The 26889-nt window shown below is 59.0% G+C and carries 27 protein-coding genes; 12 read left to right on the top strand and 15 right to left on the bottom strand.

Annotated elements, in window-relative coordinates; all coding sequences use genetic code 11:
* Nucleotides 1-89: 89 nt before the first annotated feature.
* A complete protein-coding gene (locus tag PL599_RS04565) occupies nucleotides 90-1019 on the bottom strand; it encodes a DMT family transporter (protein WP_269823646.1) in 930 nt (309 codons plus the stop codon).
* Between the two features lie 197 nt (nucleotides 1020-1216).
* Between PL599_RS04565 and gcvA the strand changes: the two genes are divergently transcribed.
* Genes gcvA through PL599_RS04550 form a run of 3 tightly spaced genes read left to right on the top strand, consistent with a single transcriptional unit; the run spans nucleotide 1217 to nucleotide 3309 of the window.
* Entirely contained in the window at nucleotides 1217-2119 is a 903-nt protein-coding gene (gene gcvA / locus PL599_RS04560) for a transcriptional regulator GcvA (protein ID WP_269823645.1), read from the top strand.
* Between the two features lie 43 nt (nucleotides 2120-2162).
* Nucleotides 2163-2771, top strand: a complete 609-nt coding sequence (locus tag PL599_RS04555) for a 3'-5' exonuclease (RefSeq protein ID WP_173989688.1) — start codon at nucleotides 2163-2165, stop codon at nucleotides 2769-2771.
* 46 nt (nucleotides 2772-2817) lie between these two features.
* On the top strand, nucleotides 2818-3309 hold the full coding sequence (locus PL599_RS04550; protein WP_077981689.1) for a CreA family protein: 492 nt from the start codon (nucleotides 2818-2820) through the stop codon (nucleotides 3307-3309).
* Nucleotides 3310-3342: 33 nt separating this feature from the next.
* Here PL599_RS04550 and PL599_RS04545 read toward each other — a convergent pair whose 3' ends face one another.
* On the bottom strand, nucleotides 3343-3810 hold the full coding sequence (locus PL599_RS04545) for a chemotaxis protein CheW (protein WP_004430791.1): 468 nt from the start codon (nucleotides 3808-3810) through the stop codon (nucleotides 3343-3345).
* Between the two features lie 225 nt (nucleotides 3811-4035).
* On the opposite strand from PL599_RS04545, the gene PL599_RS04540 reads away from it, so the two are divergent.
* The 3 genes from PL599_RS04540 to PL599_RS04530 all read left to right on the top strand — a co-directional run bounded on the left by PL599_RS04540 (nucleotide 4036) and on the right by PL599_RS04530 (nucleotide 5903).
* A complete protein-coding gene (locus PL599_RS04540) occupies nucleotides 4036-4194 on the top strand; it encodes a hypothetical protein (protein WP_244614207.1) in 159 nt (52 codons plus the stop codon).
* A gap of 141 nt (nucleotides 4195-4335) precedes the next feature.
* Nucleotides 4336-4944 carry a cytochrome oxidase assembly protein Sco gene (sco, locus tag PL599_RS04535; RefSeq protein WP_142911607.1) on the top strand — a complete coding sequence of 203 codons (609 nt, stop codon included), beginning with the start codon at nucleotides 4336-4338 and terminating at the stop codon, nucleotides 4942-4944.
* An 80-nt stretch (nucleotides 4945-5024) separates the two neighbouring features.
* On the top strand, nucleotides 5025-5903 hold the full coding sequence (locus PL599_RS04530; protein WP_077981692.1) for a 50S ribosomal protein L11 methyltransferase: 879 nt from the start codon (nucleotides 5025-5027) through the stop codon (nucleotides 5901-5903).
* Nucleotides 5904-6049: 146 nt separating this feature from the next.
* On the opposite strand, the gene PL599_RS04525 is transcribed toward PL599_RS04530, so the two are convergent.
* Nucleotides 6050-6223 (bottom strand): hypothetical protein, encoded by a 174-nt coding sequence (locus PL599_RS04525; protein WP_003522343.1) that lies wholly within the window; start codon nucleotides 6221-6223, stop codon nucleotides 6050-6052.
* A gap of 293 nt (nucleotides 6224-6516) precedes the next feature.
* Here PL599_RS04525 and PL599_RS04520 point away from each other — a divergent pair, with 293 nt between their 5' ends.
* Complete coding sequence (locus PL599_RS04520; RefSeq protein WP_269823643.1) at nucleotides 6517-8358, top strand: aminopeptidase P family protein; 1842 nt, start codon at nucleotides 6517-6519, stop codon at nucleotides 8356-8358.
* Here the strand turns inward: PL599_RS04520 and PL599_RS04515 are convergent.
* Together PL599_RS04515 and PL599_RS04510 are read right to left on the bottom strand one after the other, a co-directional pair.
* Nucleotides 8355-8669, bottom strand: a complete 315-nt coding sequence (locus PL599_RS04515; RefSeq protein WP_020812065.1) for an AzlD family protein — start codon at nucleotides 8667-8669, stop codon at nucleotides 8355-8357. The genes PL599_RS04520 and PL599_RS04515 overlap by 4 nt on opposite strands.
* Complete coding sequence (locus tag PL599_RS04510; RefSeq protein WP_269823642.1) at nucleotides 8666-9385, bottom strand: AzlC family ABC transporter permease; 720 nt, start codon at nucleotides 9383-9385, stop codon at nucleotides 8666-8668. The genes PL599_RS04515 and PL599_RS04510 overlap by 4 nt, the downstream gene beginning before the upstream one ends.
* Nucleotides 9386-9567: 182 nt before the next feature.
* Here PL599_RS04510 and PL599_RS04505 point away from each other — a divergent pair, with 182 nt between their 5' ends.
* A complete protein-coding gene (locus tag PL599_RS04505) occupies nucleotides 9568-9804 on the top strand; it encodes a DUF2164 domain-containing protein (protein WP_077981696.1) in 237 nt (78 codons plus the stop codon).
* Nucleotides 9805-9903: 99 nt separating this feature from the next.
* Here the strand turns inward: PL599_RS04505 and pncA are convergent, their stop codons facing one another.
* Nucleotides 9904-10530, bottom strand: a complete 627-nt coding sequence (gene pncA, locus PL599_RS04500) for a bifunctional nicotinamidase/pyrazinamidase (RefSeq protein WP_080790338.1) — start codon at nucleotides 10528-10530, stop codon at nucleotides 9904-9906.
* 458 nt (nucleotides 10531-10988) lie between these two features.
* Between pncA and PL599_RS04495 the strand changes: the two genes are divergently transcribed.
* Nucleotides 10989-12275 (top strand): DUF2778 domain-containing protein, encoded by a 1287-nt coding sequence (locus PL599_RS04495; protein WP_269823641.1) that lies wholly within the window; start codon nucleotides 10989-10991, stop codon nucleotides 12273-12275.
* A gap of 61 nt (nucleotides 12276-12336) precedes the next feature.
* On the opposite strand, the gene PL599_RS04490 is transcribed toward PL599_RS04495, so the two are convergent.
* From PL599_RS04490 to PL599_RS04475, 4 genes are all read right to left on the bottom strand, one after another.
* On the bottom strand, nucleotides 12337-12762 hold the full coding sequence (locus tag PL599_RS04490) for a DMT family transporter (RefSeq protein WP_269823640.1): 426 nt from the start codon (nucleotides 12760-12762) through the stop codon (nucleotides 12337-12339).
* On the bottom strand, nucleotides 12759-13241 hold the full coding sequence (locus tag PL599_RS04485; RefSeq protein ID WP_077981772.1) for a DMT family transporter: 483 nt from the start codon (nucleotides 13239-13241) through the stop codon (nucleotides 12759-12761). Before PL599_RS04485 ends, PL599_RS04490 begins: the two co-directional genes overlap by 4 nt.
* Nucleotides 13242-13337: 96 nt before the next feature.
* Nucleotides 13338-14201 (bottom strand): alpha/beta fold hydrolase, encoded by an 864-nt coding sequence (locus PL599_RS04480; protein WP_271358922.1) that lies wholly within the window; start codon nucleotides 14199-14201, stop codon nucleotides 13338-13340.
* A complete protein-coding gene (locus PL599_RS04475) occupies nucleotides 14198-15127 on the bottom strand; it encodes a choline ABC transporter substrate-binding protein (protein ID WP_269823639.1) in 930 nt (309 codons plus the stop codon). Before PL599_RS04475 ends, PL599_RS04480 begins: the two co-directional genes overlap by 4 nt.
* Nucleotides 15128-15233: 106 nt before the next feature.
* Between PL599_RS04475 and betI the strand changes: the two genes are divergently transcribed.
* Nucleotides 15234-15827: a choline-binding transcriptional repressor BetI gene (gene betI, locus PL599_RS04470; protein ID WP_077981774.1), complete on the top strand. Its 594-nt coding sequence runs from the start codon at nucleotides 15234-15236 to the stop codon at nucleotides 15825-15827.
* Nucleotides 15828-16020: 193 nt separating this feature from the next.
* Here betI and PL599_RS04465 read toward each other — a convergent pair whose 3' ends face one another.
* From PL599_RS04465 to PL599_RS04455, 3 genes are all read right to left on the bottom strand, one after another.
* Nucleotides 16021-16833 (bottom strand): glycosyltransferase family 25 protein, encoded by an 813-nt coding sequence (locus PL599_RS04465; RefSeq protein ID WP_269823638.1) that lies wholly within the window; start codon nucleotides 16831-16833, stop codon nucleotides 16021-16023.
* Nucleotides 16834-16937: 104 nt separating this feature from the next.
* Entirely contained in the window at nucleotides 16938-19412 is a 2475-nt protein-coding gene (locus PL599_RS04460; protein ID WP_142911600.1) for an ATP-dependent helicase, read from the bottom strand.
* 101 nt (nucleotides 19413-19513) lie between these two features.
* On the bottom strand, nucleotides 19514-19924 hold the full coding sequence (locus tag PL599_RS04455; RefSeq protein WP_077981702.1) for a carboxymuconolactone decarboxylase family protein: 411 nt from the start codon (nucleotides 19922-19924) through the stop codon (nucleotides 19514-19516).
* Nucleotides 19925-20162: 238 nt separating this feature from the next.
* On the opposite strand from PL599_RS04455, the gene PL599_RS04450 reads away from it, so the two are divergent.
* Together PL599_RS04450 and PL599_RS04445 are read left to right on the top strand one after the other, a co-directional pair.
* Nucleotides 20163-21329 (top strand): efflux RND transporter periplasmic adaptor subunit, encoded by a 1167-nt coding sequence (locus PL599_RS04450; protein ID WP_142911599.1) that lies wholly within the window; start codon nucleotides 20163-20165, stop codon nucleotides 21327-21329.
* Nucleotides 21326-24475, top strand: coding sequence for an efflux RND transporter permease subunit (locus PL599_RS04445; RefSeq protein WP_191217573.1), 3150 nt, complete (start codon nucleotides 21326-21328; stop codon nucleotides 24473-24475). Before PL599_RS04450 ends, PL599_RS04445 begins: the two co-directional genes overlap by 4 nt.
* A gap of 64 nt (nucleotides 24476-24539) precedes the next feature.
* Here PL599_RS04445 and PL599_RS04440 read toward each other — a convergent pair whose 3' ends face one another.
* A complete protein-coding gene (locus PL599_RS04440; RefSeq protein WP_269823637.1) occupies nucleotides 24540-25739 on the bottom strand; it encodes a calcium-binding protein in 1200 nt (399 codons plus the stop codon).
* Nucleotides 25740-25971: 232 nt separating this feature from the next.
* Nucleotides 25972-26874: a hypothetical protein gene (locus tag PL599_RS04435; protein WP_269823636.1), complete on the bottom strand. Its 903-nt coding sequence runs from the start codon at nucleotides 26872-26874 to the stop codon at nucleotides 25972-25974.
* Between the last annotated feature and the right edge of the window lie 15 nt (nucleotides 26875-26889).

The following is a 26889-nucleotide window of genomic DNA, read 5'->3' as shown; positions in this document are numbered from 1 at the left end:
CTGCCGAATGGCCGGTGATGGTATGGCGAGGGGTGGTATTCTGCTTCGTTGCGATCATGCGTGCAGAATGCTTTTGCCCCGTGTTCCTGTCAAGCGGGCGCGTTGCGCAACAGTCTTCGGAGTTTTGCCGGCAGCCTGCCGTCGATCGCCGCAAGACCGGCGGCGATCATCGCCATGCCGGCGAAGTGCTTTATTTCCAGTTGCTCGCCGAGGAGGAGCGAGCCGAGCAGGATGGCGCTGACGGGAATGAGGAAGGTGACGAGAGCGAGGTTGGTGGCGCCGGCGCTGGCGAGGATGCGGAAGAAGATCAGGTAGGCGAGCGCTGTCGACAGGAGAGCGATGCCGACAAGCGCGCCCCAGGTGCCGAGGCCCGGCATGGCCAGCATCCATGGTTTATCGATAAGGAGGGCGGCCGGGATGAGCATCAGTGTTGAGGAGGAGATCTGGCCGGTGGCGGTCATCAGCGGCGGTACGCCCATGGCCTTGAAACGGCGACCGAAGATGCCCGCGAAGGAATAGGAGACGGCGGCGCCGAGAACGGCGATCTGGCCCCAGAGGCCGGATGAGCCGGTGAAGGCGGCCGGGCCGATCATGGTCGCCACGCCGGCAAAGCCGATCACGACCCCGGTCAGCTTGTTGCCGGTCATCTTCTCGTCGGCGGTCAAAAAATGGGCGACGATGACGGTGAAGAGCGGCGTCGTGGCGTTGAGGATCGAGGCAACTCCGCTGGCGATCTGGGTTTGGCCCCAGACGATCAGGCAGAAGGGGATGATGTTGTTGAGCAGGCCCATGCCGAAAAAGGCACGCCACACCGCCCATTCACGCGGCAGGTGAAGGCCCATGATGCGGCAGACGATCTGAAGCGCGATCGCCGCCAGGCTGACACGCAGAGTGACGATGGTGACGGGCGGCAATTCCTTGACCGCAACACCGATGAAAAAGAACGATCCGCCCCACAGAAGCGAAAGCGCGACAAGCATCGCCCATTCACCGGCATCCATCTGTTTCTGTATCGCCATCGTCGTCTCCCGAAGCTTGAATATGGACATGATCGCAGGCGGGATGGCCGCCATCCACCCGATATTGATTGAGTTTACCTCAAGTCGAAGATGGGTGGTTTTTAATGCGTTTCAGGTCTTATTGCGTCTATCTACTGCTTGTTTTATGGTTTTTTCAAACGATTGTTTCTCGTGCGATAATTGAGGTGACCTAAACCATGGTAGCCGAACTTCCTTCTTTGAAAGGGTTGCAGGCCTTCGAGGCCGCAGCGCGGTATCGCAGTGTCACGCTCGCCTCCAACGAGCTGAACGTCACGCCCGGCGCGGTCAGCCTGCAAATCCGGGAGCTGGAGGCGCGGCTTGGCGTGCAATTGTTTTTCCGCAAGCCGCGCAGCATTCAGCTGACGCGTGAGGGGGAGCGTTATTACGGCGCGCTTCGCACCGCCTTCCGGATGATGCGCGAGGCGACGGCGGAACTGACGGCGCGTTCCGAAATCACGGTGCTCACGCTGAGCTGCACGCCGACTTTCGCCGTGCAGTGGCTGATGCCGCGACTGCCTGCTTTTCAGCAGCAATACCCGCAGGTGGATGTCCGCATCAGCGTGACGAACCGATTGGTGGATTTTTCGAGGGACGATGTCGATCTGGCGGTACGGCACGGGTTTGGTCGGTATGAAGGGCTGGAGAGCACCCGCTTCATTGATGACAGCACCCTGCCGGTGTGTGCGCCGCAACTTCTGGAAAAATATGGACCGCTTCAGGAAGCGGGGGACCTGAAATCCATTCCGCTCCTGCACGATGAGAACCGCAATGAATGGCGGCGCTGGCTGGAGGCGGCGGGAGCATCGGACGTGGATGCCTCCGGCGGCACCGTCTTCATCGACAGCAACGGCGCGCTGGATGCGGCCAAGGCCGGGCATGGTATTGCACTGACCCGGCGCTCGCTGGTTTCCCGCGAGCTTGCGGAAGGTGCATTGATCGCGCCCTTCGGCAAGGATATGGCCAGTACGCTTGCCTATTTCCTCGTTTATCCCAGGCGTATGCTCGATAATCCCGATCTGGTGACGCTCATCGACTGGATGCTTTTGGAAGCGCGGTCAGCCGAGGCCGGTTCTCTTTAACGTCAATCCGGTTTATGCCGGAATGAAACAACGGGAATCACTCTTGAAAACCATCGCCATCGATTTCGAGACCGCCAATGAGGAACGGGGCAGCGCCTGCTCCGTCGGGCTTGCGTGGATAGAGGACGGCGAGATCGTTCGCGTCGAGGAGCGTCTCATCCGGCCGAAGGACATGCGGTTTTCGTCCTTCAACATTGCCGTACACGGGATTCGCCCTGCCGATGTCGAGGACGCGCCGGAATTCCCTGAGGTGATGGAGGAGTTCATCGACGACTTCTACGGCGCCACCATGATCGCCCATAATGCCGCCTTCGATTTCAGCGTCATGCGGGCGTCCTTCGATAAATACCGGCAGTCCTATCCCGATCTTTCTTATCTATGCAGCGTCAAGATCGCCCGGCATGTCTGGCCCAATCTGGCGTCGCACAAGCTGAATGTCATCGCCCACCATCTCCAGCTGCGTTTCGTGCATCACAATGCCGCCGAAGACGCCGTCGTCTGCGCGGCCGCGTCTATTGCCGCCGCCAAGGCGCTTCGCGTTGCCCATGTTCGCGACCTTCCGGAAAAGATCGGCATGGTCGCGGGGCGTCTCACCGCCACCGGCTACCAGCCCTGCAGCATGAAAAAACGCACCGTCTCCCGGGTTGCGTAACGGCGGCTTCCACCTATGTTTGAAGCAGCGTAACGGAGAAGATGCGATGACGAAGAAAACTCTGTCGGGTTTGTTTGCGGGCTTTCTGGCGTTGCTTCCAGTGACAGCGGCGCATTCGCAGGTGGTCGGTGAGGTCGGTGTCGACTGGATTGGCAACGACATCGTCATCGAGGCGATTGCCGATCCGAAGATCAAGGGCGTGACCTGCCACGTTACCTATTTCGACCGCGGTGTGATCGACCGGTTGAAGAACGGAAACTGGTTCGAAGACCCCTCCAACAACGCCATTTCCTGCAGCCAGACGGGACCGGTTGAGATCGGCGACATCGATCTGTCGAAGGGCGGAGAAGAGGTGTTCCGGCAGGGCATGTCGCTGGTTTGGAAGAAGCTCGTCGTCAGCCGCGTCTATGACAAGGGGAATGACACACTGATCTATCTGGTGCATGCGCGGGAGCTGACCGACGGTTCGGCCAAGATGGCGATTTCCACGGTGCCGCTCTATAACCAGCAGGTCACATGGCAAAAGGGCAAGCCGTAAGGCTCGCCCTCGCAGTTGCGCTAGATGCCTGGATCAGGCTGCTTCGCGTGCCAACTCGTCCGCAATCACTGTGTCGAGGTTGAGGAAGCAAACCATGCTCTTTTCCAGCGCCACGATGCCGCGGCAGAAGCTGCGCTGCTCTTCCGGAATGATATCGGGCGCGGGCTGCAGGTCCTCGGAGCGGATGGTCATCATGTCGGAGACCTGTTCCACCAGAAGGCCGACCAGCTTGCCGCCGATATCGGTGACGATGATGGCGGAGCGCTCGGACGGTTCGGTCATTTTCATGCCGAGGCGGCCGGCCATGTCGATGACGGGAATGACGGCGCCGCGCAGGTTGATGAGGCCGAGAACATAGGGCGGGGTGTGCGGCATCGGGGTAACCGGCGCCCAGCCGCGGATTTCGCGGATCGCCATGATGTCGATGCAGAATTCCTGATCGCTCAGGTGGAAGGAAACGATTTCGAGATATGCGCCGGATTGCTTTATGGCGTTGGACATGACGGCAGGTTTCCTCTGATGGCTCTCTAACAGGCCCGCGCAGGATTGAGCTTTATGCGGTGGCCGGAGAATTGACCGGGAGACATCATGTCGAGGCTTGAAAACCGCTACGGTCATAATGCACAGCAAGATTTTAAACTTTCCCTAACAATTGCGGCTGCCCCGCCGGTAAAACCCAGTATTTTGGCGGTTTTCGCGCCCACGAAAACAGGTTATGATCGGCATATGAACGCGCTCGTTTCCCAGCCGCTGAAGTTTATTCTGGCTAGTCTTGCCGCTTTGGCCTCGCTTGCCGTCGTGCTTCTTGCCTTTGACGGCTGGGTGCGGCACGGCACGGATATTTTCCTTTCCACGGTGCAGAGCGGCATCGCCTGGTGTCTGTGACGTGCTTTCCGGCTGCGGATTTGTGACAAATCAGCGCGGTTCCCGCAAATACGCCCAGTTGATTTGCCGTCCCGGTCGCCTTTCGTTATCTGTCTGTCAGGGCCAGCGACATGCCGCCGGCTTTCGGGGTAGGATTGGACAATGAGAAATATTCGCATCGTATTGTGGGCCGTCGTGCTCGTTCTCGCCGGCGTCGTCAGCTGGTTGACGATCGAAATGACGAAAACCCGGGAGCAGATGGTCGAGACGGCCTATGGCGTGCCCTTCCAACTCACGGCGCAAAATGGCCAGCCGATCACCGAAAAGGCGTTCCAGGGAAAGCCGACAGCGCTGTTCTTCGGCTTCACCCATTGCCCGGAAGTCTGCCCGACAACCCTTTTCGAACTGAACGGCTGGATGGAGAAGGTGGACCCGGCCGGCGACAGGCTGCAGGCCTATTTCGTCTCCGTCGATCCCGAGCGCGATACACCTGAGATCATGCAGCAATATGTCTCCAATGTCTCGAAGCGGATCACCGGCATCACCGGCCCGGCCGACAAGATTGCCGAGACTCTGAAGGGCTACCGCATCTATGCCAAGAAGGTGCCGGTGGACGAGAAGGATCCGAATGGCGATTACACCATGGATCACACGGCGTCCGTCATTCTGCTTGATGCCAACGGCCGCTTTGCAGGAACGATTGCTTATGGCGAAAACCCTGACGTCGCCGAGCAGAAACTTCAGAATCTTCTGAAGGGTACGAAGGTTTAATTACGCGCAGCTTATTGGACTGACTGCGCTTTTGTGGCAAAGGCAGACGCAGAACTATTAGCCAGAGAAAGCAGCCCGCCGTGAGCGAAATCCGACTTTACGTCACCACGACCGAAATCCAGGCGGGTGAAATCCTCGATCTCATGTCGGACTATTTCGGCGAGGAGGATGTCGCGATCGCTACCACCGAGGTGGATGAGAAGCGCGATATCTGGGAAGCTTCGGTTTATCTGATGGCCGATCAGGAAGAGGAGTTCCGCGAGCGCGTCAGCGCGCTGCTTGCTCCCGCATTTCCCGGTCTCGTCATCGAGAAGGAGACCGTTCCCGATGTCGACTGGATCGCCAAGTCTCTCGAGGGGCTGAAGCCGGTTCGGGCGGGGCGGTTCATCGTTCATGGCGCCCATGATCGTGACAAGGTGCAGGCGAACGATCTGGCGATTGAAATCGAGGCGGGCCAGGCTTTTGGCACAGGCCACCACGGCACGACGGCAGGTTGCCTTGAGATGATTGAGGAGGTTCTGCGGGCGCGGACCGTGCGCAATGCGCTGGATCTCGGCACTGGCAGCGGCGTTCTGGCAATTGCTGTGCGCAAGATGCGTCCCATTCCCGTGCTTGCGACGGATATAGACCCCATCGCCGTCAAGGTGGCGAAGGAAAATGTGCGGCTGAACGGCATCGTGTCCGGGATGGCGCTGGAGACCGCACCGGGTTTCCACTCGGATGCCTTCCGCAAGCATGGTCCGTTCGATCTCATCATCGCCAATATTCTGGCGCGGCCGCTCATCAAGATGGCGCCGCAGCTCGTCACGCATCTGGCGCCAGGCGGCACCGTCATCCTGTCGGGCATTCTCGCATCGCAGCGCTGGAAGGTGCTTTCCGCCTACAATGGCGCAAGGCTTTCCCATGTCCGCACCATCTGGCGCAATGGCTGGGTGACGCTGCATCTGCGCAAGGACTGAAGCTTCAGCAGCATCCCTTTCGGGCAAAAGAAAAGGCGGCGCTTTCGCGCCGCCTGGAAACCCGCGAGCATGGGAGGAGCTTGCTCAAGCGGGTCGACGTATTCCTGTTCGGCGCGGTGGAGGGAGGATCGCCGCGCCTGATGTCATCAGAATACGTAGCTGGACTTTGCCTTGCGACGCAGATCGGCGCGGTTCATGCCGAGCGCTTCCAGCGACTTGTCGTCGAGGTTCAGAAGGGCGGCGTTGACATGGCGGCTGACCTGACGCTCGCGTGCTTCAACAACGCGATCAAAGGCGGTGCGGAGGAAAGATTTTGCCATTGCTTCAAATCCTTGTTTGCCAGGAGAGTGTCTCTCTCGCTGTGTTGATCTGAAGATAAGCGATGTGTTTTTGTTTAGTTAGAGGGGATATGTCAGGTTAGATATGCGTTTGATGCATGTCGCTTCGCCTAGAGTATTACTTATTTTGCGAAATATGCACAATTTGTCGCCGCAATCCGATCTGTCATATATGGCTTGAAACCGGCTTTGTCCGCGTGGCATTGTCGTTGCGCGCCAATGATTTGACGGCGCAACCTTGCTGCTTTTCTCATGACAGTTCCCGAAAGACGCCCATGTTCCAGACCTTCGAAAACAAATCCGCGCCGCAATTTGGCAAGGCCCGCGTCGAGGCGCTGCGCGCCGGTTTCGATGCCCTTGGCATCGACGGTTTTCTGGTGCCGCGCGCCGATGAATATCAGGGGGAATATGTGCCGGAGTGTGCCGAGCGCCTGTCCTGGCTTACCGGCTTTACCGGTTCCGCCGGCATTGCGCTGGTGACGCGCACGGAGGCGGTGGTTTTTGTCGATGGCCGTTATACGACGCAGCTCAAGTCGCAGGTCGATCAATCGATCTTCAGCGGCGGCGATCTGGTTGGCGCGCCGCCCTCCGTCTGGCTCGCCGAACATGCTCCACAAGGTTTCCGGCTCGGCATCGATCCGTGGCTGCACACCGGCGCGGAGTTGAAGCGGCTGGAAAAGGCGCTTGCCGGCAGGGGCGGTTCGGTCGTTCTCCTGGAAAAGAATCCGCTCGATGCCCTTTGGCAGGACCGTCCCTCCGAGCCGCTGGAGCCCGTCGTTATCCAGCCAGAGGCCTTTACTGGCAGGCTGGCGAAAGAAAAGATCGCCTCGCTGGCGGAGACGGTCTCGGCAAAGAGCGCGGACGCCCTGCTGGTTACCGATCCATCCTCCATCGCGTGGATTTTCAATCTTCGCGGCAACGACGTGCCTCACACGCCGCATCCACTCGCCCGCGCCATCATCTATGCCGACGGCAGGGCAGATATTTTTCTCGACAAGCGCAAGACGGGCATCGAGACCGAGGCCTATCTGGCGCAACTCGCGACACAATTGCCGCCGTCGAAGATCGCTGACCGTCTGCATGCCATTGCAAGCGCCAAGGGCCGCGTCATGGTGGATGCGGATCTTACCCCGGTGGCGCTGACCGGCGCAATCACGGCGGCGGGCGGCTCGCTGATCGAGGAGGCCGATCCCGTTCGCCTGCCGCGCGCGCGCAAGAACAAGGCGGAGCTGGCCGGCTCGGCAGCCGCCCACGTGCAGGACGGCGCGGCGATGGTTGAATATCTCTGCTGGCTGGACCGCCAGCAGCCGGGCAGCGTCACCGAAATCGCCGCCGTCAAGGCGCTGGAAGCCGCTCGGGCCAAGGTGGGGCAGGGGCTGCAAAACCCGCTGAAGGACGTGTCTTTCGATACGATTTCAGGCGCCGGCGAACATGCCGCCATCATCCATTACCGCGTCACCACTGATACCGACCGCACACTTGCGGAGGGGGAGATGTTCCTCGTCGATTCTGGCGCCCAATATGTCAACGGCACCACGGACATCACCCGTACCATTGCAATCGGCGCCGTCCCGGAAGAGCAGAAGCGTTTCTTCACACTGGTGCTGAAGGGCATGATCGGTATCAGCACCGCACGGTTTCCGAAGGGAACGCGCGGTTGCGATCTCGATCCGCTGGCGCGTATCGCGCTCTGGAAGGCGGGAGCGGATTACGCCCATGGCACCGGCCACGGCGTCGGTTCCTATCTTTCGGTGCATGAGGGACCGCAGCGTATTTCGCGGCTTTCGACGCAGGAGCTTCTGCCCGGCATGATCCTGTCCAACGAGCCGGGTTATTACCGTCCCGGCGCTTTCGGCATCCGCATCGAAAACCTGATCTATGTGCGCGAGGCGGAAGAAGTGTCCGGCGGTGACCAGCCGATGTTCTCCTTCGAGACGCTGACCTGGTGCCCCATCGACCGCAGGCTGGTGGTCACCGCTCTCCTGACCGAAGAAGAACTGGGTTGGCTGAACGCCTATCACGCCGGGGTTCTGGAGAAGCTTTCTCCCTTGATCACCGACGAGGAGGTTAAGGCGTGGCTGGTTGCCGCCACGAAGCCGTTGGAGCGGGTCGCTTAAAGCAGCCCGAAATGCCTGATCGCGATGACGATCGCCCAGCCGATGGCGAGCATCGTCAGACCGGGAAAGCGCAGGCAGACCAGAAGCGCTGCCACCATGCCGATCTTCACCTCGTATCCGCCTTCGAAAAAGGCGGGTGCGACGAGCGTGGTCAAAACCGCCACGGGAACTGCGTTCAATCCCGCCTCCATGCGCGGCGGGATGGATTTCATCCGTGTCATCAACACATAACCGCCGATGCGGGTGAGATAGGTGGCGATGGCGGCGAGCGCGATCAGGATCAGCGTATCTGTGTGCAGCATGTCGCTCATGGCGTTTCCACCCCGCTTTCAGAATTCGCCGCGCTGTTCGGCTTCGGCGGATAAAGGACCGCGACGAGAATTCCGGCGACCGCGCCGAGGCTCACATGCCACGGCGAGCCGACGACGTGAAAGGCAACCGTTGCGCCAACAGCGCTTGCCAGCATGACAGGGTAGAAGTTCTCCCGCTGGCGGAAGCTCAAGACCATGCCCATGAAATAGATCGGCAGCAGCACATCGAGACCGATGGCTTTCGGATCGCCGACCATATTGCCGAGCGATGCGCCGAGAATGGTCATGGCCAGCCACAGCACATAGACCGGCGCTGCAAAGCCCATGTACCAGGAAAAGCCGACCGTGCCGGTATTTTCGTATTTTCTGACCGATTCGGCGAATTGCGGATCGACCAGCACGAAGAAGCCCGCGGCTTTTTGCAGGAAAGACCAGTTCGAGATCATCCGGGCAATGGCGGCGGAATAGAGGATATGGCGGAAATTGACGGCGAAGACAGATAGAACGATCAGCCAGGGGGCAACCTTCTGGCCGAACAATTCGATACCGACGAGCTGGCTCGCGCCCGCATAGACGGTGCCGCTCATGATCGTGGCTTCGGTGATACTCAGGCCGTTATCGACCGCGACCGCGCCGAACAGCGCACCGAAGGGGGCGGCGGAGAGGGCGATCGGGAAACCGCTCTTCAATCCCTCGCGAAAATCTGCATTGAACATGTCTGGAAACTCCTTGCCGCCGCTCTATCGCCGTCCCGTCCGGCTGGCAAACGAATTGCATGAATGGATCGATTGATTAACTTGAAGCTTCCGTTACGGTAACGCCCGATATGGCCGGTGCCGGACGGACGGATTCACCGCCTTCCAGCCGTATCCCTCAATAGTCAGACGATGGAAGATCGATGCTGGAAAAGCAGGACAAGGCCGATCTGGCCGCACGCATCAGGGCTTATCTCGCCCGGGAGACCGAAGCCGAGATCGGCCAGCTGCAGGCGGAAATCTTTGTGGATTTTCTGGCCGAGGAGCTGGGGCATGTTTTTTATAATGAGGGGCTCAGGGATGCACATGCCGCAATCCTGAGACGCCTTGAGGATGCGGCAGGCGATATCGACGTGCTGGAGAAGCCGAAGCCGCGCTAATGGCGCTCTCCTTCCTCATCCCTGTGACGAGCACAGGAGGGAGGGGGAGTAAGGGATCCGCCCTGTCCGGTAGCGTTCGGTTTTTGAACCCGACGGGCCCTAGTCCCGCAAAATGTCGCGGCTTTTGAGAACGGCCGCGCCTTTTTCCCGCATCGTCGAAATCGCGGCCTTGATGCCCTGCGGATCGATGCCGCGGCTGGCATCTTCTATAAAACGGACATTCACACCAGGCAGCATGTCGAGGGCATCGAGCACCGAAAAACTGACGCAATAATCGGTGGCAAGGCCGCAAACGTCGAGTTGTGTGACACCCTGACGGCTCAGATAGTCCGCCAGTCCCGTCGTCGCGCCCTGGTCATTGTCGCGAAAGGCGGAATAGCTGTCGACGGCGGGGTTTTCGCCCTTCTGCTGAATATAATCGAAGGCGTCCGTTTTGAGGTCAGGGTGGAATTCGGCATCCGGCGTGCCCTGCACGCAATGGTCTGGCCACATCATCTGCGGTTTGCCGGAGAGTTCACCCATGTCGAAGGGTTTCTTGCCGGGATGCTGAGACGCGAAGCTGCCGTGATTTTCCGGGTGCCAGTCCTGTGAGGCGACGATGAGATCGTAGCCGCCATTGTCGATCAGGGCATTGGCGATGGGTACGACCCTGTCGCCATCGGCAACGGCCAGATTTCCGCCCGGGCAAAAACCGTTCTGGATATCGATGAGCAGCAGCGCCTTCATGATGTGCCTCCCTTTTCAGGGCAGGATGCCAAGCCGGCTTTGACGGATCAAGTCCCTTTCGACCCATCCGGCCGGCACAAGTGCGTCGGCCAGCTGTTTGCCTTGTCGCAGTCCTGCCGCATTTGCAGCAAATTTCTGGCCAAGTCGGAACTTACCTGACAATGCGGCGGCGGAATTTTTTTGGGCCGATGACGCCCCTTTTGAGGGGCATTTTCCGGGACGATGCCGTGCGGATGCACGCGGTACCCGCGCAAGTCATTGTTTTACCTTCGCCTTCCAATGTGCAGACCTTAACGAAATATTTTTGCAGGGACTCGTAAACACTTTGGTTACCATAATTCGTCATGCTTCGAACCAGTCAGTTCCGAAACCGGCGTGGTGTTTGCCCGCCCTTCGGATGTCCAAAAATCCCTCCGGCGTTGGCCGGGTGTGCGTGAACGGTTCGAGTAACGAGTATCATGGCGTTTTCTGCTGCGGCCTATAATGGCGCCGGTCTTGCCGGTTCGTATTCCGTCAAAAGAGGCAAATCCTTTTCGTTCGGCCGAATGTCCGCTCTTCTCGGCGGCGGCGCCTTTGCCAGCCTTTTCGCCTTTGCCGCCTTCGCCTCGCTGCACAGCATGGCTGCCGCTTCGCATGGTGTCGGGCAGTTTGAAAAGACGCTGGTGACGCGATTCGCTTCCACTGAGACGGCAATTGTCCACGCGGCCGCGCGGGATATTCACGTGCGCAAGTTTTCCCGTTTGAGCGACCACAGCCATGGCCAGCAGAAGGCGGTTCGCCTCGCCGGCATCCTCCCCGAGATCGGTGCGAAGGAATTCGGCGAGCGCTTTGGCGCGGCTGCCAATGCAAAAGGGCAGGCGAGGGTGACGCAGCTTGCCGCGCTCAAGCCGTCGGCGATCGTCGATTCGGCGCTGGGTCGCACCTCCGAGGTCGCCTATCAGGGCGCCGTTCCGCAGCATCCGGCATTTGAAGTGGCGCTGGCGCGGCCGCAGATCGGGGAAGAGGCAAGCAGCCTGCTGCCCGATGATGTGCCGCTGCCGAGCTTCCGTCCCGAGGTTGCGACGGCTGAGACCGTTGAACCGTCACCGCGTCCCGCGGCACCGTCAAAGACCGATGAACATGGTCCGGCCGTTGCTTCGGCACCGGCTTTCGATGCGCCGGTTCCCCTGAGGGCGCCTGCGCCGCCGAAGCAGAGCACCGGCGCCATGCTCGCTTTTGCGAAGCCTGACAATCCGATACGTGAACCGAGCAAGATGGATGCGGTTCCGTGGCCGGATCGCGGCAACGGCACGGCGATCTACGATATTTCCTCCGGTATCGTGCATATGCCGAATGGCGAGAAGCTCGAAGCGCATTCCGGCATTGGCAAGATGCGCGACAATCCCAATTACGTGCATGTGAAGATGCGCGGCTCGACGCCGCCTTCCAGCTATCGTCTGACGATGCGCGAGGCGCGATTCCACGGCGTTGAAGCCATTCGCCTGACGCCCGAAAACGGTGTTAACCCGCATGGGCGTGACGGTCTTCTGGCGCATACCTACATGCTGGCGAAACGCGGCGAATCGAATGGCTGCGTGGTATTTCGCGATTACCCGCGCTTTCTGGCGGCCTTCAAGCGTGGCGAAGTCAAGCGCATGGTCGTGGTGCCGAAGTTGAACGGCAACCGCCCGACACTTGCGAGCAGCGGCGGTAAAAGCGGCGGCAAGACATTGCTCGGCATGTTCTCGCGCGACAGCGATTCCTGAGCTTTCCTGATTCTGTGCATTCTCCGGGCGTAGAGCCGTTGCGACTTCTGTTGGAAATGCTCTAGCGGCCGCGCCGCTGTGTCAGCACCATACCGGCGATGATGAGCAGGATGCCGAGTGCGCTTGCCCAGAGTTTCGGCGGATGGTCGCCGAAAAGATCGAGAACCACGCCTGAAACCATCTGGCCGCTGATGACCAGAAGGGCGGTATTGACCGCACCGATGCGCGGAATGAGCCAGCTTCCCGAAGCGATGAAGACGACGCCGATAGGCCCGCCGATAAAGGCAAGCCAGGGCGCATCGGCCGCGCCCGGCGGAATGAGGCCGCCGACGATGAGGCCGATGATCGTCAGCACGGCGAAACCGACGATATGGTTCCAGAACGACGCGATGAGCGGCGAGTTTGACAGGCTGAGGCGGCCGTTGATCTGGCGGCTCAGCGCCACGAAGACGCCGCCGGTAAAAGCCATGGCGATCCAGGCGATCATGTCGTTCTCCCGACAAGGATGATAAGCGCGCTGCCGCAGAGAATGAGCGCCACCGCCGCCATGTCCCGCAGGTCCGGCTTTCTTTTGGGCAGGCCGAACAGGCCGAAGAGATCAGCCAGCAGGCTGAAAATCACCTGTCCGCCAAGCCCGAGCGCAATGGTGCCCGAGAGCGCCAAAGGCGAATTGACGGCGGTGGAGGTGAGAATGACGATGGCCGCACCCACGACCCCGCCGCAATAGGCCCATAACGGCGCTTTCGGTTTTTCTGCCACGCCGGCGTCTTTCTTCGGACGCATGATGGCGAGATAGATCAGCGCTGCCACCGTGCCGGTGCCATGCGCTGTCCAGGACGAAAACAGCGCATTGCCGTAATGGGCAAGCTGACCGTTGAAATGCACCATCAATGTCAAAAGACAGCCGCTTGCGAAGGCGGCGGTGAGATGTAGCGGGTTGAGGCGAGGATGCGTCGTGTTTGTCATGGCCGGCCGAATTTTGTTCACGCTCGGAAGCGTTATCGCATCGGCGCCGCAAGCGAAATCGAATTCTCCATGTTTCCTGAATTCATACGGAGAGCGTCAGCTCCCCCGAGCGGATGCCTCAACGCTGCGAACCGGGATGGCGTCTGTCATCACTTCGGCGAGGAACTCTGTAATCAATGTGGAAACACATTTCGGGTCTTCCCAATGTGGATTGTGGCCATGGCCCGGTAGCGTCACGCTTTGCGCGGTGGGAAACGCCTCGGTGAGTTGCCGCTGATGGGTTTCGTCGAACAGAGGGTCTTCAGAACCGGAAAGGCAAAGTATCGGTGCATTTATTTTGGATGCGCTGTAGTGCAGGTTCGTTTCTCCGAAGGCCTTCAAAACGCCATGCCATGTCGATGCGGGCATATTTGCCGCGTCCCGCTTCATGAAGGAGAGGAATTCGTCGCTGACGGGATGGCAGCAGGAATACCAGTCACTTAGGAAACCGTCGGCCGGCTTGATTGGATCGCGCAGCGCAAGAATATCCCTGGAAAGCCTGCTTTCGGCACCGAAGTCGGGTTCCAGCGTGCCCGAGATCAGAGTGAGCGCGCGGACGGAATGGGGCCGCCGGGAGGCCAGTTCGATTGACGTCATCGCACCCATGGAATGGCCAAGCAGAAAGAAGCGCGAGATGCCCATGAGCGTCAGGAAGTGATCTATCGTTTCCGCGAAGTCCGAGACGTGAAAACCGTGACCCAAGGAGGATGCACCGTGGCCGGGTAGGTCAGGAGCAATCAGCCGGTATTCCTGGAAATACGGTTCGAGGACAGAAAAGCTGCGGCTGGTGTCGGAAAACCCGTGCAGCATCAACAGCACCGGGCCGGGGCCGCCGGTGTCTATAAAGGACAGTCGGCGCTTGCGCGGCAACTCTATGTAACGTTTGCGCTTTTCCCAATCGTCAAGATAAACCGACGTCATAGGCCGAGACCCGCCTTGACGGCTGCAAGACCGTTCTGACCGTCAAAGGTAGACACGTCTTTCAACCATGTCTCAAGCCGTTGCGGTTCCGCCTTGAGCGCCTGTGCCGCCGCGTCCTCCGGCGACAGGCCGCCGTTCATGATCAGGTCCATGCCCTTATTTTCGTATTCGACATCAAATTCCAGGTTTTGGAGCAGCTTGGCTACATTGGTGCATTCCTGCGTATACCCTTTGCGGACCTGGGTATCGACGGTGGCCGCACCAAAGTTGGGTCCATAGAATTTGTCGCCGCCCGTCAGATATTTCATGTCGAATTTGCTGTTCATCGGGTGCGGCGCCCAGCCCTGGAAGACGATGAAAGACTTGTTGCGGCTAAAGCGCGCTACCTGGGAAAGCATGCCCTGTTCGCTGGATTCAACGACCTCCCAGTCTTTGAGGCCGAGCGACGGATCGTTGACGGCGTCCAGCATCAACTGGTTCGAACCGGGTTCGATACCGTAGAGTTTTCTGTCGAACTTGTCGGCAAATTTCTGCAGGTCGGTGAAGTCCCTGACGCCGGCCTCCCAGGCATAGGCCGGCACGGCGAAGGTGTACTTGGCGCCCACGAGGTTGGTGCGGACTTTTTCGACCGATCCATCTTCCTTGTAGGGCTTGTAATAATTGACCATCGCCGGATCCCAGTAACCGAGGAAAACGTCGAGGTCCCTCGTCTTCAGGCTGGTGTAGATGACGTCAATTCCGAGCAACTGGCTTTGCGGCTCGTAGCCCAAAGCCTTCAAAAGCGTCGTGGCTATACCGGTCGTGAAGGCAAGGTCATTCCACCCTGGTTCGGCCATGCGCACGATTTTGCAGGCTTGCGGATCGGCCGCGAAAGCGGCGCTTTGTCCCGCCGCAATAAATGCCGCCGCCGAAAAAACTCCACCCATCTTCTCATGAGGCAACCTTTTATCTTAGCGGTTACTAAATTGACCGGTGGGACAATAATTGATCTTTCCGGAAAATTTGTCAATGTGCTTTTGCAAGGAGATCGAAATGCGACTCACTAAAATAAGCGATATTCGCCGCGCCGAACTGAGACGCGCGGCGTTTGAAGTGCTGCAGAAAGAGGGGATGGCGGGGGCGACGCTCGAGAGGGTCGCGGCACAAGCCGGCGCCTCCAAAGGAATCGTGCTGCATTATTTCGCCAGCAAGCAGGAACTGTTCGAACATGCGATGCGGGAGGCCAATTTGAAGTTGGCGGAGGTCGTCGTTGCACGCCTCAAACGCGCCTCCAGTCCTCGTGAAAGACTTGACGCGATTATCGAAGGCAATTTCGACGAGAGCTTTTTCCAGCCATCGATCTGCCATGCCTGGCTTTCACTGTGCGCTGAGATTCCCCGCGAGCCGCAGCTTGCGCGCATCCAGAAGGTGATCCATGCGCGCATGCGCTCGAATCTGCTCTCCGCACTAAGGCATCTCTTGCCGCAAGAGGACTGTGAGCCCGTCGCGCTGGGCATCACCACGCTGATCGACGGGCTATGGCTGCGGTCCGGTCTGCAATCTGGAGGGCTGTCGAGAGAGGAGGCGATGGCCCAAATGCATGACTACCTGTCACACAGATTACCAAACCCGGAATCGGCCGTCTAAGGCTCGCCGTGCCAAAGGCAAGAGCTGTGATGGAACCAGCCTTCGTCTTCCGCATTATTCCGGCATGAAGAAAACGACACGCAAACCATTGAACAGGATGACGATTTTCGTCATTTCGCTTTTTATTCTCGCAGCCGTGGTCGCGGCGATTTATCTCATCGGCTTCACGCCCGGAGAGGCCTGATCCGGCGGGTCAATGGCCGGCGGGTAAGGTCTTTCGCTTTCTGCCTTCAAGTGCAACGCGCGCCTTGGCGACGGCGAAGCGAATGCCGCGCAACAGGAATCGGCTGGTTTCCAGATAGGCGCGATAGGGCAAAACGGTGAAATAGCGCCAGCGCGGCAGGCGGTAGATGCGCAGATTAGTCTGGATCTGGCTCTCCCCGTCCGCATCCTGCGTCGCGCAGAGCGGGTAGAGGAAGGCCGCCTTCAGCCCCGCTAGATATTCCAGATCGAATGCGATGTCATAGGCGAGCCGCATGGGGATCAGCTTCGATATCCATTTTCCGGCGCGGCGGTTGACGAGATAGGCTCCCGATCCTTTTTCCCGTGTGAGCGCAATGGCGAGAGAGCGACCGTTGGAAAGCGGGCGGAACGGAAATTTCCGGCCATTGCTGACCGTCGTGAGCCGTAGCAAATCCCAGTCACCGCCGTTCAACACCGCCTCGTCGATGGCGTTGAGAAAATCATCGTCGAAGACCACGTCATCCTCAAGGATGAGCGCGATATCGGCATCGCCTGCCATGAATTTATTGGCGCAGGCGACATGGCTGAGATAACAGCCGATTTCCGGCGGCGAGGTGCGGCGGCCATGCATCAGCATGTAGGAGAGCTCACTGAATTCCGGGATGGGGTAATTCAGTTCCCTGCCATTGACGCCGGGCACACGCTCCGCTTTCAGCCCCATGGCGTCGAGGCGGGCGTTCATGTCGGCAAGGCGCTTTGTGGCGCTGTCCATATTGATCAGGAAAACCGCAAGCGTGCGCTGGCTTTTTGGTAATATATGCAAAGCAGTCCTCGCCCGGTTTTCATGTCTCCATCGCAACTCCTTTATTGCAACAGAATGATGTGGGCTATGGAAAAAGCGGTCCGCGGGCATTCATGGTTGTCGAATCAAACCTTTTCCACAAATCCATCCAGCACGCGCTTCTGGCCGGCGCGGTCGAAGTCGATGGTCAGCTTGTTGCCCTCGATGGCGGAAATATTGCCATTGCCGAACTTGATGTGGAAAACGCGGTCGCCGACGAAGAATTTCGAGGGCTTGTCAGCCACGGATTTTGCCACCAGTTCGCCATCTATAGTGCGGGTGCGCGGGCCGCTTTCGCCATAACCGATCCGTTCCACCGCATGGCCGGAGCGGGTGCCCCAATTGTCGCGGGTGGCGTCGCTGCGGTTCTGCTGCGCGCGCTTCCAGCCGGGGGTGGAGTAGTTGTTAGTGAAGGGATCGGCCTTGTCGAAGCGCGACTGGCCGTAGCCGCCACGTCCGCCATAACCGCCGTAATTGCTATCGGATGCCGCGACATCCACATGGGCGGGCGGCAATTCATCGAGGAAACGCGAGGGCAGGGTGGATTGCCACAGCCCGTGAATGCGCCGGTTCGACACGAACCAGATATGGCAGAGTTTCTTGGCACGGGTGATACCGACATAGGCAAGACGACGTTCTTCCTCAAGACCGGAGCGCCCGCCTTCGTCCAGCGCCCGCTGGTGCGGGAACAGGCCTTCTTCCCAGCCGGGCAGGAAGACGGTGTCGAATTCCAGACCCTTGGCGGAGTGCAGCGTCATGATGGAGACGGCATCGAGATTTTCGTTTTGCTCGGCATCCATCACGAGTGCGACATGCTCGAGGAATCCGCGCATGCTTTCAAAGGCTTCCATCGAGCGGATGAGTTCCTTCAGGTTCTCAAGGCGTCCGGGGGCTTCTGCCGTCTTGTCGGCCTGCCACATGGCGGTATAGCCGCTTTCGTCGAGAATCTGCTCGGCAAGCGTGGTGTGTTCGGTGTTTTCCAAGAGGCCCTGCCAGCGGCGGAAATCCTGCACCACATCGAACAGCGCCTTGCGCGCCTTCGGCTTCAGCTCGTCGGTTTCGATGATATCGGCCGCGGCCGCCAGCATCGGAATATCGCGGGCGCGGGCATAGTCGTGCAGGTTGCGGATGGTCGTGTCACCAAGGCCGCGTTTCGGCGTGTTGACGATCCGCTCGAAGGCCAGATCGTCGGCCGGCTGGCAGACGAGGCGGAAATAGGCCATGGCATCGCGGATTTCGAGACGCTCATAAAAGCGCGGGCCGCCGATGACGCGGTAATTGAGGCCGAGCGTGACGAAACGGTCTTCGAATTCGCGCATCTGGAAGGAAGCGCGTACGAGGATGGCCATGTCGTTCAGCTTGTGGTTCTTGCGCTGTAGCTGTTCGATTTCCTCGCCCACCGCGCGGGCTTCCTCTTCGGAATCCCAGGCTGCGTGCACCACGACCTTTTCATCGTCAGGGCTGCTGCGCTCAGTAAACAGCGTCTTGCCGAGACGGCCCTCGTTGTGGGCGATCAGATGGCCGGCAGCGCCGAGAATATGCTCGGTGGAACGGTAGTTGCGCTCGAGCTTGATCACCTTGGCGCCGGGAAAATCCTTGTCGAAGCGCAGGATATTGTCCACTTCCGCGCCGCGCCAGCCATAGATCGACTGGTCGTCGTCGCCGACGCAGCAGACATTCTGCGGCTCGCCCTTGGCGCGCTGGGCAAGAAGCCTGAGCCACATATATTGCGCCGTATTGGTGTCCTGATATTCGTCCACCAGAATGTAACGGAATTTCTGGTGATACTCCTTCAGAATATCCGTGTTGCGGCGGAAGATGCTGATCGGGTGCATCAGAAGGTCGCCGAAGTCGCAGGCGTTCAGCGTTTTCAGGCGGTTCTGATAGGCGGTGTAAAGTTCACGACCTTTGCCATTTGCGAAGGCGCGGCTGTCGCCCTCGGGAATATCCGGCGGCGTCAGGCCCTTGTTCTTCCAGCCGTCGATCATGCCGGCGAACTGTTTTGCCGGCCAGCGCTTGTCATCAAGACCTTCGGCCTGAATGAGCTGCTTGATCAGCCGCACCACGTCGTCCGTATCGAGGATGGTGAAATCCGATTTCAGGCCGACGAGTTCGGCGTGACGCCGCAACAGCTTGACGCCGATGGAGTGGAACGTGCCGAGCCAGGGCATGCCCTCGACCGCGCCACCGACGAGAACGCCGATACGTTCCTTCATCTCGCGGGCAGCCTTGTTGGTAAAGGTCACGGCAAGAATCTGGCTCGGATAGGCCCGGCCGGTCGCGAGAATATGGGCGATGCGGGTGGTCAGAACGCGGGTCTTGCCGGTGCCGGCGCCGGCGAGGACGAGAACGGGTCCGTCCAGCGTTTCCACGGCATCGCGCTGTTCCGGGTTGAGGCCGGAAAGATAGTCGGGTGCAGCACGCGTCTGATCGCGCGCCGCCATGGCGCGGGCAGCAATGCCAAGCCCGCCGCCGCTTTCCGCACCGGCGTTGTTCGTTGCCCTGCGCGGTGCGGTGGGTTCCTCATCGAAGAACGGCATATCGTCAAAACTGTTGCTCATGCGGCCCAATGTAGTGATTCGGGATATAAAGGCCAGAACCGTGTTCTGCTTTTATTCCGGTATCATCAGTCAAAACGCCCATTCCAAGGCATTTTTTCGCATCACGCCTGCCTGTCGGCGTCGAAAGCGGCGTCAACGGGCACTTGCAGCGCGACCGCAAGCTGGTTGGTCTTGGCGGCAAGCGCGATGACGCGCAGTAAATCGGCATGCTGATCTGTCGTCATGCCCCTGGCTTTGGCGGCTGCCGTGTGGGAATGGGCGCAATAGGAACAGCCATTGGTGACGGAAACGGCAATGTAAAGCATTTCCTTCACGACGGGATCGAGCGCCGAAGGTGTCGCCATCACCGCCTTGACCTCACCCCATGTCTTTTCAAGCAGATCGGCATCGAAGGCGAGGTAGAGCCACATATTGTTGATGAAATCCGATTTGCGGGTGGCGCGGATGTCATCGAACACCGCTTTGACGCGAGGATCGGTTTCCGGGTTTTCGGTCTTCGTTACGGTGCTCATCGCTTACTCCGGTTATGGCGTCTCGGGGGCAGATTAGCCCAATGGCGGATATTTGCGACAGGAATGCACGGATGGATTGCGGATTGGCTGCTCCGGGCGGCATTTGCGCCCAAATTACAATTACGTAAGGAACGGATTTGTGCGTTGCCTTGCCTTGGCCAAGCGGGAATAGTGTTTCTGTCCCGGAACGAGTGTTCGCGGGAATGCTTTATGCTGCGTGGATCAACCGGAGAAGTATATGCGGGTGTGGAAACAGGTGGGTGTCAGTGTTGCCGTGGTCGGAGCGGGGCTCTGTCTCTGGGGCTTCTATTCGCCCGAGGCCCGCAATCTGCTCGCCAGCATGGGGCTTGGCAAAACGCCTGCCGGGGCGATTGAAGTCGCCGCAACCGGCGGCCCGGCGGCCGGTGCGTCTACAGGGCAGAATGCCGGCGGTGCGCGCCGCAACGGCAACGCCACACTGGTGGTGACGGCCCCGGTGAAGAAAGGCACGGTCAATGACCGTTTGAACGCCATTGGCAATGGCGAGGCGATCCAATCGGTTGTCGTCATGCCGCAGGCTTCCGGTACGCTTTCCGAAATTCGCACATCGTCCGGCGCGCGTGTCGTGAAAGGGCAGGTGCTGGCAAGGCTCGACGATGAAGAGCAGGTGATCGAGCGCGACAAGGCGCAGGTGGCACTGCGCAGCGCCGTTGAAAAATCCAATTCCTACAAGAACCTGAAATCCGTTTCCCGCCTCGATGTGCTGGATGCGCAGATTGCCGAGGAAGCCGCCAAGCTTGCCTTGAGCACTGCCGAACTCAATCTCAAGCGCCGCGACATCGTTGCACCGATAGAGGGTGTGGCGGGTATCGTCGCCGCCAATATAGGCGATAACGTCACCACGCAGTCAACCATCGTCAGCATCGACGACCGGTCCGAAATTCTCGTCAATTTCTGGGCTCCCGAGCGGTTCGCAACCGCGATCGAGGTCGGCATGCCGGTAGAGGCGACGTCGATTTCCCGGCCGGGTGAGACCTTCAAGGGTGAGATCGAGGCCGTCGACAACCGCGTCGACGAGGCGAGCCGCACAATCCGCATCCGGGCGAAGTTCGGCAATGAGAAGGACGAGCTGAGGGCAGGCATGTCCTTCGGCGTCACCATGCGGTTTGCCGGGGAAACCTATGCCTCGGTCGACCCGCTGGCCGTGCAGTGGGATGCGCAAGGCTCCTATGTCTGGCGTGTGGCCGATAATAAATCGAACAAGGTGCGGGTGCAGATCGTGCAGCGCAATCCTGATGCCGTTCTGGTCAAGGCGGAGCTGGCGGATGGCGAGCCTGTCGTGATCGAGGGCCTGCAGCGCGTGCGCGAAGGGGGCGCGGTCCGCGTCGGTAATCAGCCCAAGCCCGAGGAGGTTGCCAGCCAATGACGACCCAGCCGCCCCCGGTTAAGGATTCCAAGCTCACCTTCACGGCATTGTTCGTGCGCCGGCCGATCCTGGCAGCGGTTCTCAACACGCTGCTGGTCGTTGCCGGTCTCGCAGCTCTGGTTGGCGTCGAAGTCCGCGAATTGCCGGATGTCGACCGGCCAATCATCAGTGTCAGGACCACCTATGAGGGGGCGGCGCCCGAGACTATCGATCAGGAAGTGACGCAGACCATTGAAGGTGCGGTGGCGCGGGTCAGTGGCGTGAAGTCCATCTCTTCCAATTCGCAATTCGGCACCAGCCGGGTGACGATGGAATTCGGCGACAATGTCGATCTGGCCGTCGCCGCCAACGATGTGCGCGACGCCATCGGCCGCGTCACCAACCAGTTGCCGGACGATGCCGACGAACCGCAGATCATCAAGGCCGATTCCGACAGCCAGCCGATCATGCGTCTCGCCGTCACCTCGTCCACGCTCAGCATGGAAGACCTGACCAAGCTGGTGGATGACGAGATCATCGACCGTCTGGCCGCTGTCGATGGCGTGGCGGATGTGGAGCTTTACGGCGATCAGGAAAAGGTTTTCCGGGTGGATCTCAATCAGGCGGCATTGGCGAGCCGGGGTCTGACTGTGACGGATGTTTCCAACGCGCTTGCCAGCGCCGCCCTCGATGTGCCGGCGGGATCGCTGAAAAGCACGACGCAGGACATCGTCGTGCGCGCCACGGCCAGCCTGACGACGCCTGAAGACTTCTCCAATCTTCTCATCAAGAACAATATCCGCCTCAGGGATGTCGCAACCGTTATGCTGGGGGCGGACGACCAGTCCACCTCTTTGCGTTCCAACGGCGTGCAGGGCGTCGGCCTCGGCGTCATCCGCCAGGCGCAGTCCAACACGCTCAATATTTCATCCGGTGTCAAGGCGGCCGTCGACGCCATGACGCCTAACCTGCCTGAAGGCACGCGCATCGTCGTCACCAGCGATGACGCCGTTTTCATCCAGGGCGCCTTGCATGAAGTCGAGCTGGCGCTCGGGCTCTCGGCGATCATTGTCGTGGTGGTGCTTTATCTCTTCCTGCGTGATTGGCGCGCAACGCTCATTCCCGCGATCACCATGCCGGTGGCGCTGATCGGCACTATCGTCGCCATCTATATGGTTGGTTTCTCGGTCAATATCCTGACGCTTCTCGCCATCGTTCTGGCGACGGGTCTGGTGGTGGACGATGCCATTGTGGTGCTGGAAAATATCGTGCGCCGCCGGACGGAAGGCATGGGGCCGCGTGCCGCCGCCGTTCTGGGCACGCAGGAGGTGTTCTTTGCCGTTCTGGCAACGACGGCGACGCTTGCCGCCGTCTTCATTCCGCTGTCGTTTCTGCCCGGTCAGCTTGGCGGCCTTTTCCGCGAATTCGGTTTCGTCCTGGCCTTCGCCGTCGGCCTTTCCTCCATCGTGGCGCTGACGCTCTGTCCGATGCTCGCCTCACGCATGCTGAAAGAGGGGTTGAAGGAACCGACGGGGCCTTTGGCATGGTTCGGCAATGTCTTTGCCTCCACCTACCGGATGACCCTTGCGGCCTGCCTCAACAATCCGCTGATCGTCATCGTCGTGGCGCTTGGTTTTTCCGCCCTGTCGTGGATCGCCTTCGGCATGATCCAGAACGAATTGACGCCGCGCGAGGACCGCTCTTCGATCATGATGCGGGTCACGGCGCCGCAGGGCGTCAGTCTCGAATATACACGCGACCAGTTGCAGCGGATCGAGGAAAATCTGCAGCCGCTGCGCGATAGTGGGGAAATCCGCAATATCTATTCGATCACCGGCATGAACGGTTCCTCCAATACCGGTTTCATGGTGCTGACGCTGGCGCCCTGGGCCGATCGTGAGCGTACGCAGAACCAGATTGCCGCTGACGTGACCTCCGCCGCCAACGGGGTTCCGGCTTTGCGCGGCAATGCCATGCAGCCGAACAGCCTGCGCATTCGTGGTGCCGGCAACGGCCTGCAGATGGCGATGGTCGGCAGCAATTACGCAGCGCTGACAGAGGCGACGCAGAAGCTGTTGCTTTCGATGGAAGAGAGCGGCCTTTTCGTAACGCCGCGTTTCGACAATGAGCCCAATCAGGCGCAGATATCCGTCTCCATCGACCGCGAGCGCGCGTCCGATCTCGGCATCGACATCACCGGCCTGTCACGGGCGATGCAATCTCTGCTGGAAGGCCGTTCGATTGTGGATGTCTTCGTGGATGGCGACGCGATCCCCGTGCGCCTCCTGTCTTCCACGCGGCCGATCAACGACCCTACCGATCTCGAAAACGTCTTTCTGAAAACCGGCGACGGCAAGATCGTGCCGATGTCGGTGATCGCCACGCTGAAGGAAAATGCGGTTGCGCCGCAGCTCAACCGCGAGCAGCAGCTTCCTTCCGTCGGCTTTACCGCCAACCTGAAGGACGGCGTTTCGCTTGGCGAGGCGCTGCAAAAAGTCAACGAACTTGCGCAATCCGTGATGCCGCCAGGCGCGCGTCTGCTGCCGCTCGGTGAGGCGGCGACGCTGGAGGAAAATTCGAGCGGCATGCTGCTGACCTTCGGTTTCGCTATCGCCATCATCTTCCTCGTACTGGCCGCGCAGTTCGAAAGTGTGCTGAGTTCGATCATCATCATGTCCACGGTGCCGCTGGGTCTTGCCTGCGCCGTCATCGCGCTGCTGGTCACCGGATCGAGCCTCAACGTCTATAGTCAGATCGGTCTCGTGCTGCTCGTCGGCGTCATGGCCAAGAACGGCATTCTCATCGTCGAATTCGCCAACCATCTGCGTGACCAGGGCGCCACCGTGCGCGAAGCCATCGAAAAAGCCACCAGCATCCGCCTGCGCCCGGTAATGATGACAATGATCGCGACCATTTTGGGTGGCGTGCCGCTGGTGCTGGCGCAGGGTGCGGGGGCGGAAGCGCGCATCGCACTCGGCTGGGTCATCGTCGGCGGTCTGGGTTTTGCGACGCTGGTGACGCTTTACATCACCCCGGTATCCTACCTGCTGATTGCCCGTTTCGCCAAACCGCAGGCGGATGAGGAAATCCGCCTCCACCGCGAATTGGAACTTGCAGCACGTCGGAAGGCGCTGGAAGAGGACAAGCCGCTGCTTGCTGCGGAGTAAAAATTTATGGGCAAGCCGGAGGGTCGGCTTGCCCATTTTAGAAACCAATTAAACCCCGTCTGTCTCAGGCAACAAACAGGAAATCGTTTGCGGAAAGGCTCGAAATGGGAACACCGGCCAGAGAAAGGCTGTCTGACGGAGTGAAATTGATCACCGTTGATCCGTTTGCTTCGGTGAACAAAGTGGCAAGATCAGAAAATTCATCAATGCCGCTAAATCCTCCGATTTCGATGACATCCCCGTCGGTAACGGAGAAGTCAGCAATCAGGTCGTTACCGAAGCCGGTGCGGAAGACGAAGGTATCGCTTCCGTTTCCGCCTTCGAGCCGGTCGCTGCCAAATTCGCCGGAAAGAATGTCGTCGCCGTCTCCGCCTTGCAGGGTGTCATCGCCGTTGCCGCCGAAAAGTCTATCGTTTCCTAATCCGCCAGCAACGGTGTCGTTACCGAAGCCGCTGTAAACAACGTCGTTTCCACTGCCCATATCGATCAGGTCATTTGTGCCGTAGACGGTCGTGTCTCCGGAATTTTTCCCGGCCAAATATAATGTATCGGCTTTATCTGAGCCTAGGAATTTGGCGATTCCGGTAATTTTGATTTTGGTAAAATCGAGAGTGCCGCCGAGATCATCGAATTCGATGCTCACATTCGTACGGCCTGCGCCTCTGATCTCTTCGATATCGCGGATCGATCGAATGCCGATACGGCTCTCATTGAAACTCGCTTCGATAATGTCATATCCGGAGCCTCCGTCAAAATCCGTGCCTGTGAGGGACGCGCGATTCGCATAGAAATAATCATCGCCTGCACCACCGGAAACAAACATTTCCCAGCCGTAGTTGAGATGAATCTTATCGGCACCGTCACCACCATCGACTGTGGTACGGGCAGAAACTGAACCCATTCCAATAGTAATCGTGTCGTTACCCAGCCCTCCCTTAAGGATGTCAGCACCGCCACCGCCTTCGATACGATCATTGCCCGAGCCCCCATCGATGGTGTCTGATCCCGCGCCGCCGAAGATAGAATCGTCTCCTGCGTCTCCATAGGCATAATTCGGCAAAGGGTTTTGCTCGAGATAAATGGTGTCGTTGCCGTCGCCGCCCCACACGCGGTCATATCCGGGTAACCATCCGCCACCCGCATAGATGACGTCGTTGCCACCGTTACCACGGAGTTCATCATATCCTCGTCCGCCGTAGATAACGTCGTCATAAGGAGTGCCGCTATAGACATCGGCTTTATCGCTTCCGGTATATCTGGCCATTTATTATACTCCTGATATATGTTAAGCTAAAATACTCCTTATGATTGCATATCTAGACGTTTCTGTCGAAGGGGTTTTTGTGAATTTTGCGAGACAAGGTCGAGCAGATCGGGAGCGTTGATTTATAATCACAGCAATATGCCATGTCGTTTGCTGCTATATGAGGTGGTTCTCAAACGTTGCCGAGCCGTTTGGAACGCGCTATCGGCGCATCCACCATCGCGGAGACTATTCAACTCCTGTTCGGGCGATAAATCTGGACGCCTTTATACGATAGTTCAAAGGTGCCGACGCTTACCCTGCCGGTCGTGTCCGTTTCGATCAGATTTCCTGTTCTGTCGTAACTCTTGAAAAGGCTGGAAATCGTCTGGTCGAGTTGGTCTTTAGCGCGCTTTTTCCAATAGTTATTGGTGTCTTCGAGCATTTTTAGAAGCGCCTTCTGTTTCTCCGTTAAAGTTTCCGGGTCGATGCTACTCGTTTCCACTTTGTGTGTGCTGTTATAAAAATCGATTGCATTTTGAAGTGTTTGTATGCTTGCGGGAACGCCCATGGCTGCATAGGCCGGGTTGTCCACACCGGCCATATAGGCATCGAAATCGACGCCGAAGTATGCCCAACTCTCCTTCTGTTCGCGCTGTGAGGCGTTGTTGTATGCTTTACTTAGCTCGGTTTGATATGCCTCCGGTGTTAGGTCATACACGCTTTCTTTTGTCATACCCTCGGGAACGAAATTGCGAACAATATCTTCAGGCCGCAGGCTTGGGGTATGCATGGCCCGGCCGAACCGCAATTCCTCCCCCAACAAATCCCGAGTGCTGGAGGCCGATGAAACATTGAGGCTGGTGGTTCGAATAACTTCTGCTGCCCAGTCTATAGCCATCTCGGGGCCTGAGTTGTTCTTTGCTTTGTCAACATCGTCGGCACCTTTCTCCGACCTCCCGTCGATCCTGCCTCTCATTTCGTAGGTAAGGTCGCCCTTTTCGTCGTCCGCGCTGGAGGCAAGCAGGGCGGTCAGAGGATCAACACCATTCGTGGCGCCGGAGGGGCTACATGCCCGGTTTTCTTCGGGAATGTTTTCCGTCAGCGGTCGAAAATAATTCGACCCTGCAAAGGGCTGACTTATAATTGTAGTCATGTTGAAACCCTGATG

Source organism: Agrobacterium sp. ST15.16.055 (assembly GCF_027956555.1).
GTDB lineage: Bacteria > Pseudomonadota > Alphaproteobacteria > Rhizobiales > Rhizobiaceae > Agrobacterium > Agrobacterium salinitolerans.
The sequence above is the reverse complement of the archived record's forward strand: the minus strand, read 5'-3'. Positions and strand labels throughout refer to the sequence as shown.

Excerpts from the sequence above, each read along its gene's own strand:
- PL599_RS04565 (WP_269823646.1), bottom strand. The coding sequence starts at position 1,019 with ATGGCGATACAGAAACAGATGGATGCCGGTGAATGGGCGATGCTTGTC.
- gcvA (WP_269823645.1), top strand. The coding sequence starts at position 1,217 with ATGGTAGCCGAACTTCCTTCTTTGAAAGGGTTGCAGGCCTTCGAGGCC.
- PL599_RS04550 (WP_077981689.1), top strand. The coding sequence starts at position 2,818 with ATGACGAAGAAAACTCTGTCGGGTTTGTTTGCGGGCTTTCTGGCGTTG.
- PL599_RS04545 (WP_004430791.1), bottom strand. The coding sequence starts at position 3,810 with ATGTCCAACGCCATAAAGCAATCCGGCGCATATCTCGAAATCGTTTCC.
- PL599_RS04540 (WP_244614207.1), top strand. The coding sequence starts at position 4,036 with ATGAACGCGCTCGTTTCCCAGCCGCTGAAGTTTATTCTGGCTAGTCTT.
- sco (WP_142911607.1), top strand. The coding sequence starts at position 4,336 with ATGAGAAATATTCGCATCGTATTGTGGGCCGTCGTGCTCGTTCTCGCC.
- PL599_RS04525 (WP_003522343.1), bottom strand. The coding sequence starts at position 6,223 with ATGGCAAAATCTTTCCTCCGCACCGCCTTTGATCGCGTTGTTGAAGCA.
- PL599_RS04520 (WP_269823643.1), top strand. The coding sequence starts at position 6,517 with ATGTTCCAGACCTTCGAAAACAAATCCGCGCCGCAATTTGGCAAGGCC.
- PL599_RS04515 (WP_020812065.1), bottom strand. The coding sequence starts at position 8,669 with ATGAGCGACATGCTGCACACAGATACGCTGATCCTGATCGCGCTCGCC.
- PL599_RS04510 (WP_269823642.1), bottom strand. The coding sequence starts at position 9,385 with ATGTTCAATGCAGATTTTCGCGAGGGATTGAAGAGCGGTTTCCCGATC.
- PL599_RS04505 (WP_077981696.1), top strand. The coding sequence starts at position 9,568 with ATGCTGGAAAAGCAGGACAAGGCCGATCTGGCCGCACGCATCAGGGCT.
- pncA (WP_080790338.1), bottom strand. The coding sequence starts at position 10,530 with ATGAAGGCGCTGCTGCTCATCGATATCCAGAACGGTTTTTGCCCGGGC.
- PL599_RS04495 (WP_269823641.1), top strand. The coding sequence starts at position 10,989 with ATGGCGTTTTCTGCTGCGGCCTATAATGGCGCCGGTCTTGCCGGTTCG.
- PL599_RS04490 (WP_269823640.1), bottom strand. The coding sequence starts at position 12,762 with ATGATCGCCTGGATCGCCATGGCTTTTACCGGCGGCGTCTTCGTGGCG.
- PL599_RS04485 (WP_077981772.1), bottom strand. The coding sequence starts at position 13,241 with ATGACAAACACGACGCATCCTCGCCTCAACCCGCTACATCTCACCGCC.
- PL599_RS04480 (WP_271358922.1), bottom strand. The coding sequence starts at position 14,201 with ATGACGTCGGTTTATCTTGACGATTGGGAAAAGCGCAAACGTTACATA.
- PL599_RS04475 (WP_269823639.1), bottom strand. The coding sequence starts at position 15,127 with ATGGGTGGAGTTTTTTCGGCGGCGGCATTTATTGCGGCGGGACAAAGC.
- betI (WP_077981774.1), top strand. The coding sequence starts at position 15,234 with ATGCGACTCACTAAAATAAGCGATATTCGCCGCGCCGAACTGAGACGC.
- PL599_RS04460 (WP_142911600.1), bottom strand. The coding sequence starts at position 19,412 with ATGAGCAACAGTTTTGACGATATGCCGTTCTTCGATGAGGAACCCACC.
- PL599_RS04455 (WP_077981702.1), bottom strand. The coding sequence starts at position 19,924 with ATGAGCACCGTAACGAAGACCGAAAACCCGGAAACCGATCCTCGCGTC.
- PL599_RS04450 (WP_142911599.1), top strand. The coding sequence starts at position 20,163 with ATGCGGGTGTGGAAACAGGTGGGTGTCAGTGTTGCCGTGGTCGGAGCG.
- PL599_RS04445 (WP_191217573.1), top strand. The coding sequence starts at position 21,326 with ATGACGACCCAGCCGCCCCCGGTTAAGGATTCCAAGCTCACCTTCACG.
- PL599_RS04440 (WP_269823637.1), bottom strand. The coding sequence starts at position 25,739 with ATGGCCAGATATACCGGAAGCGATAAAGCCGATGTCTATAGCGGCACT.
- PL599_RS04435 (WP_269823636.1), bottom strand. The coding sequence starts at position 26,874 with ATGACTACAATTATAAGTCAGCCCTTTGCAGGGTCGAATTATTTTCGA.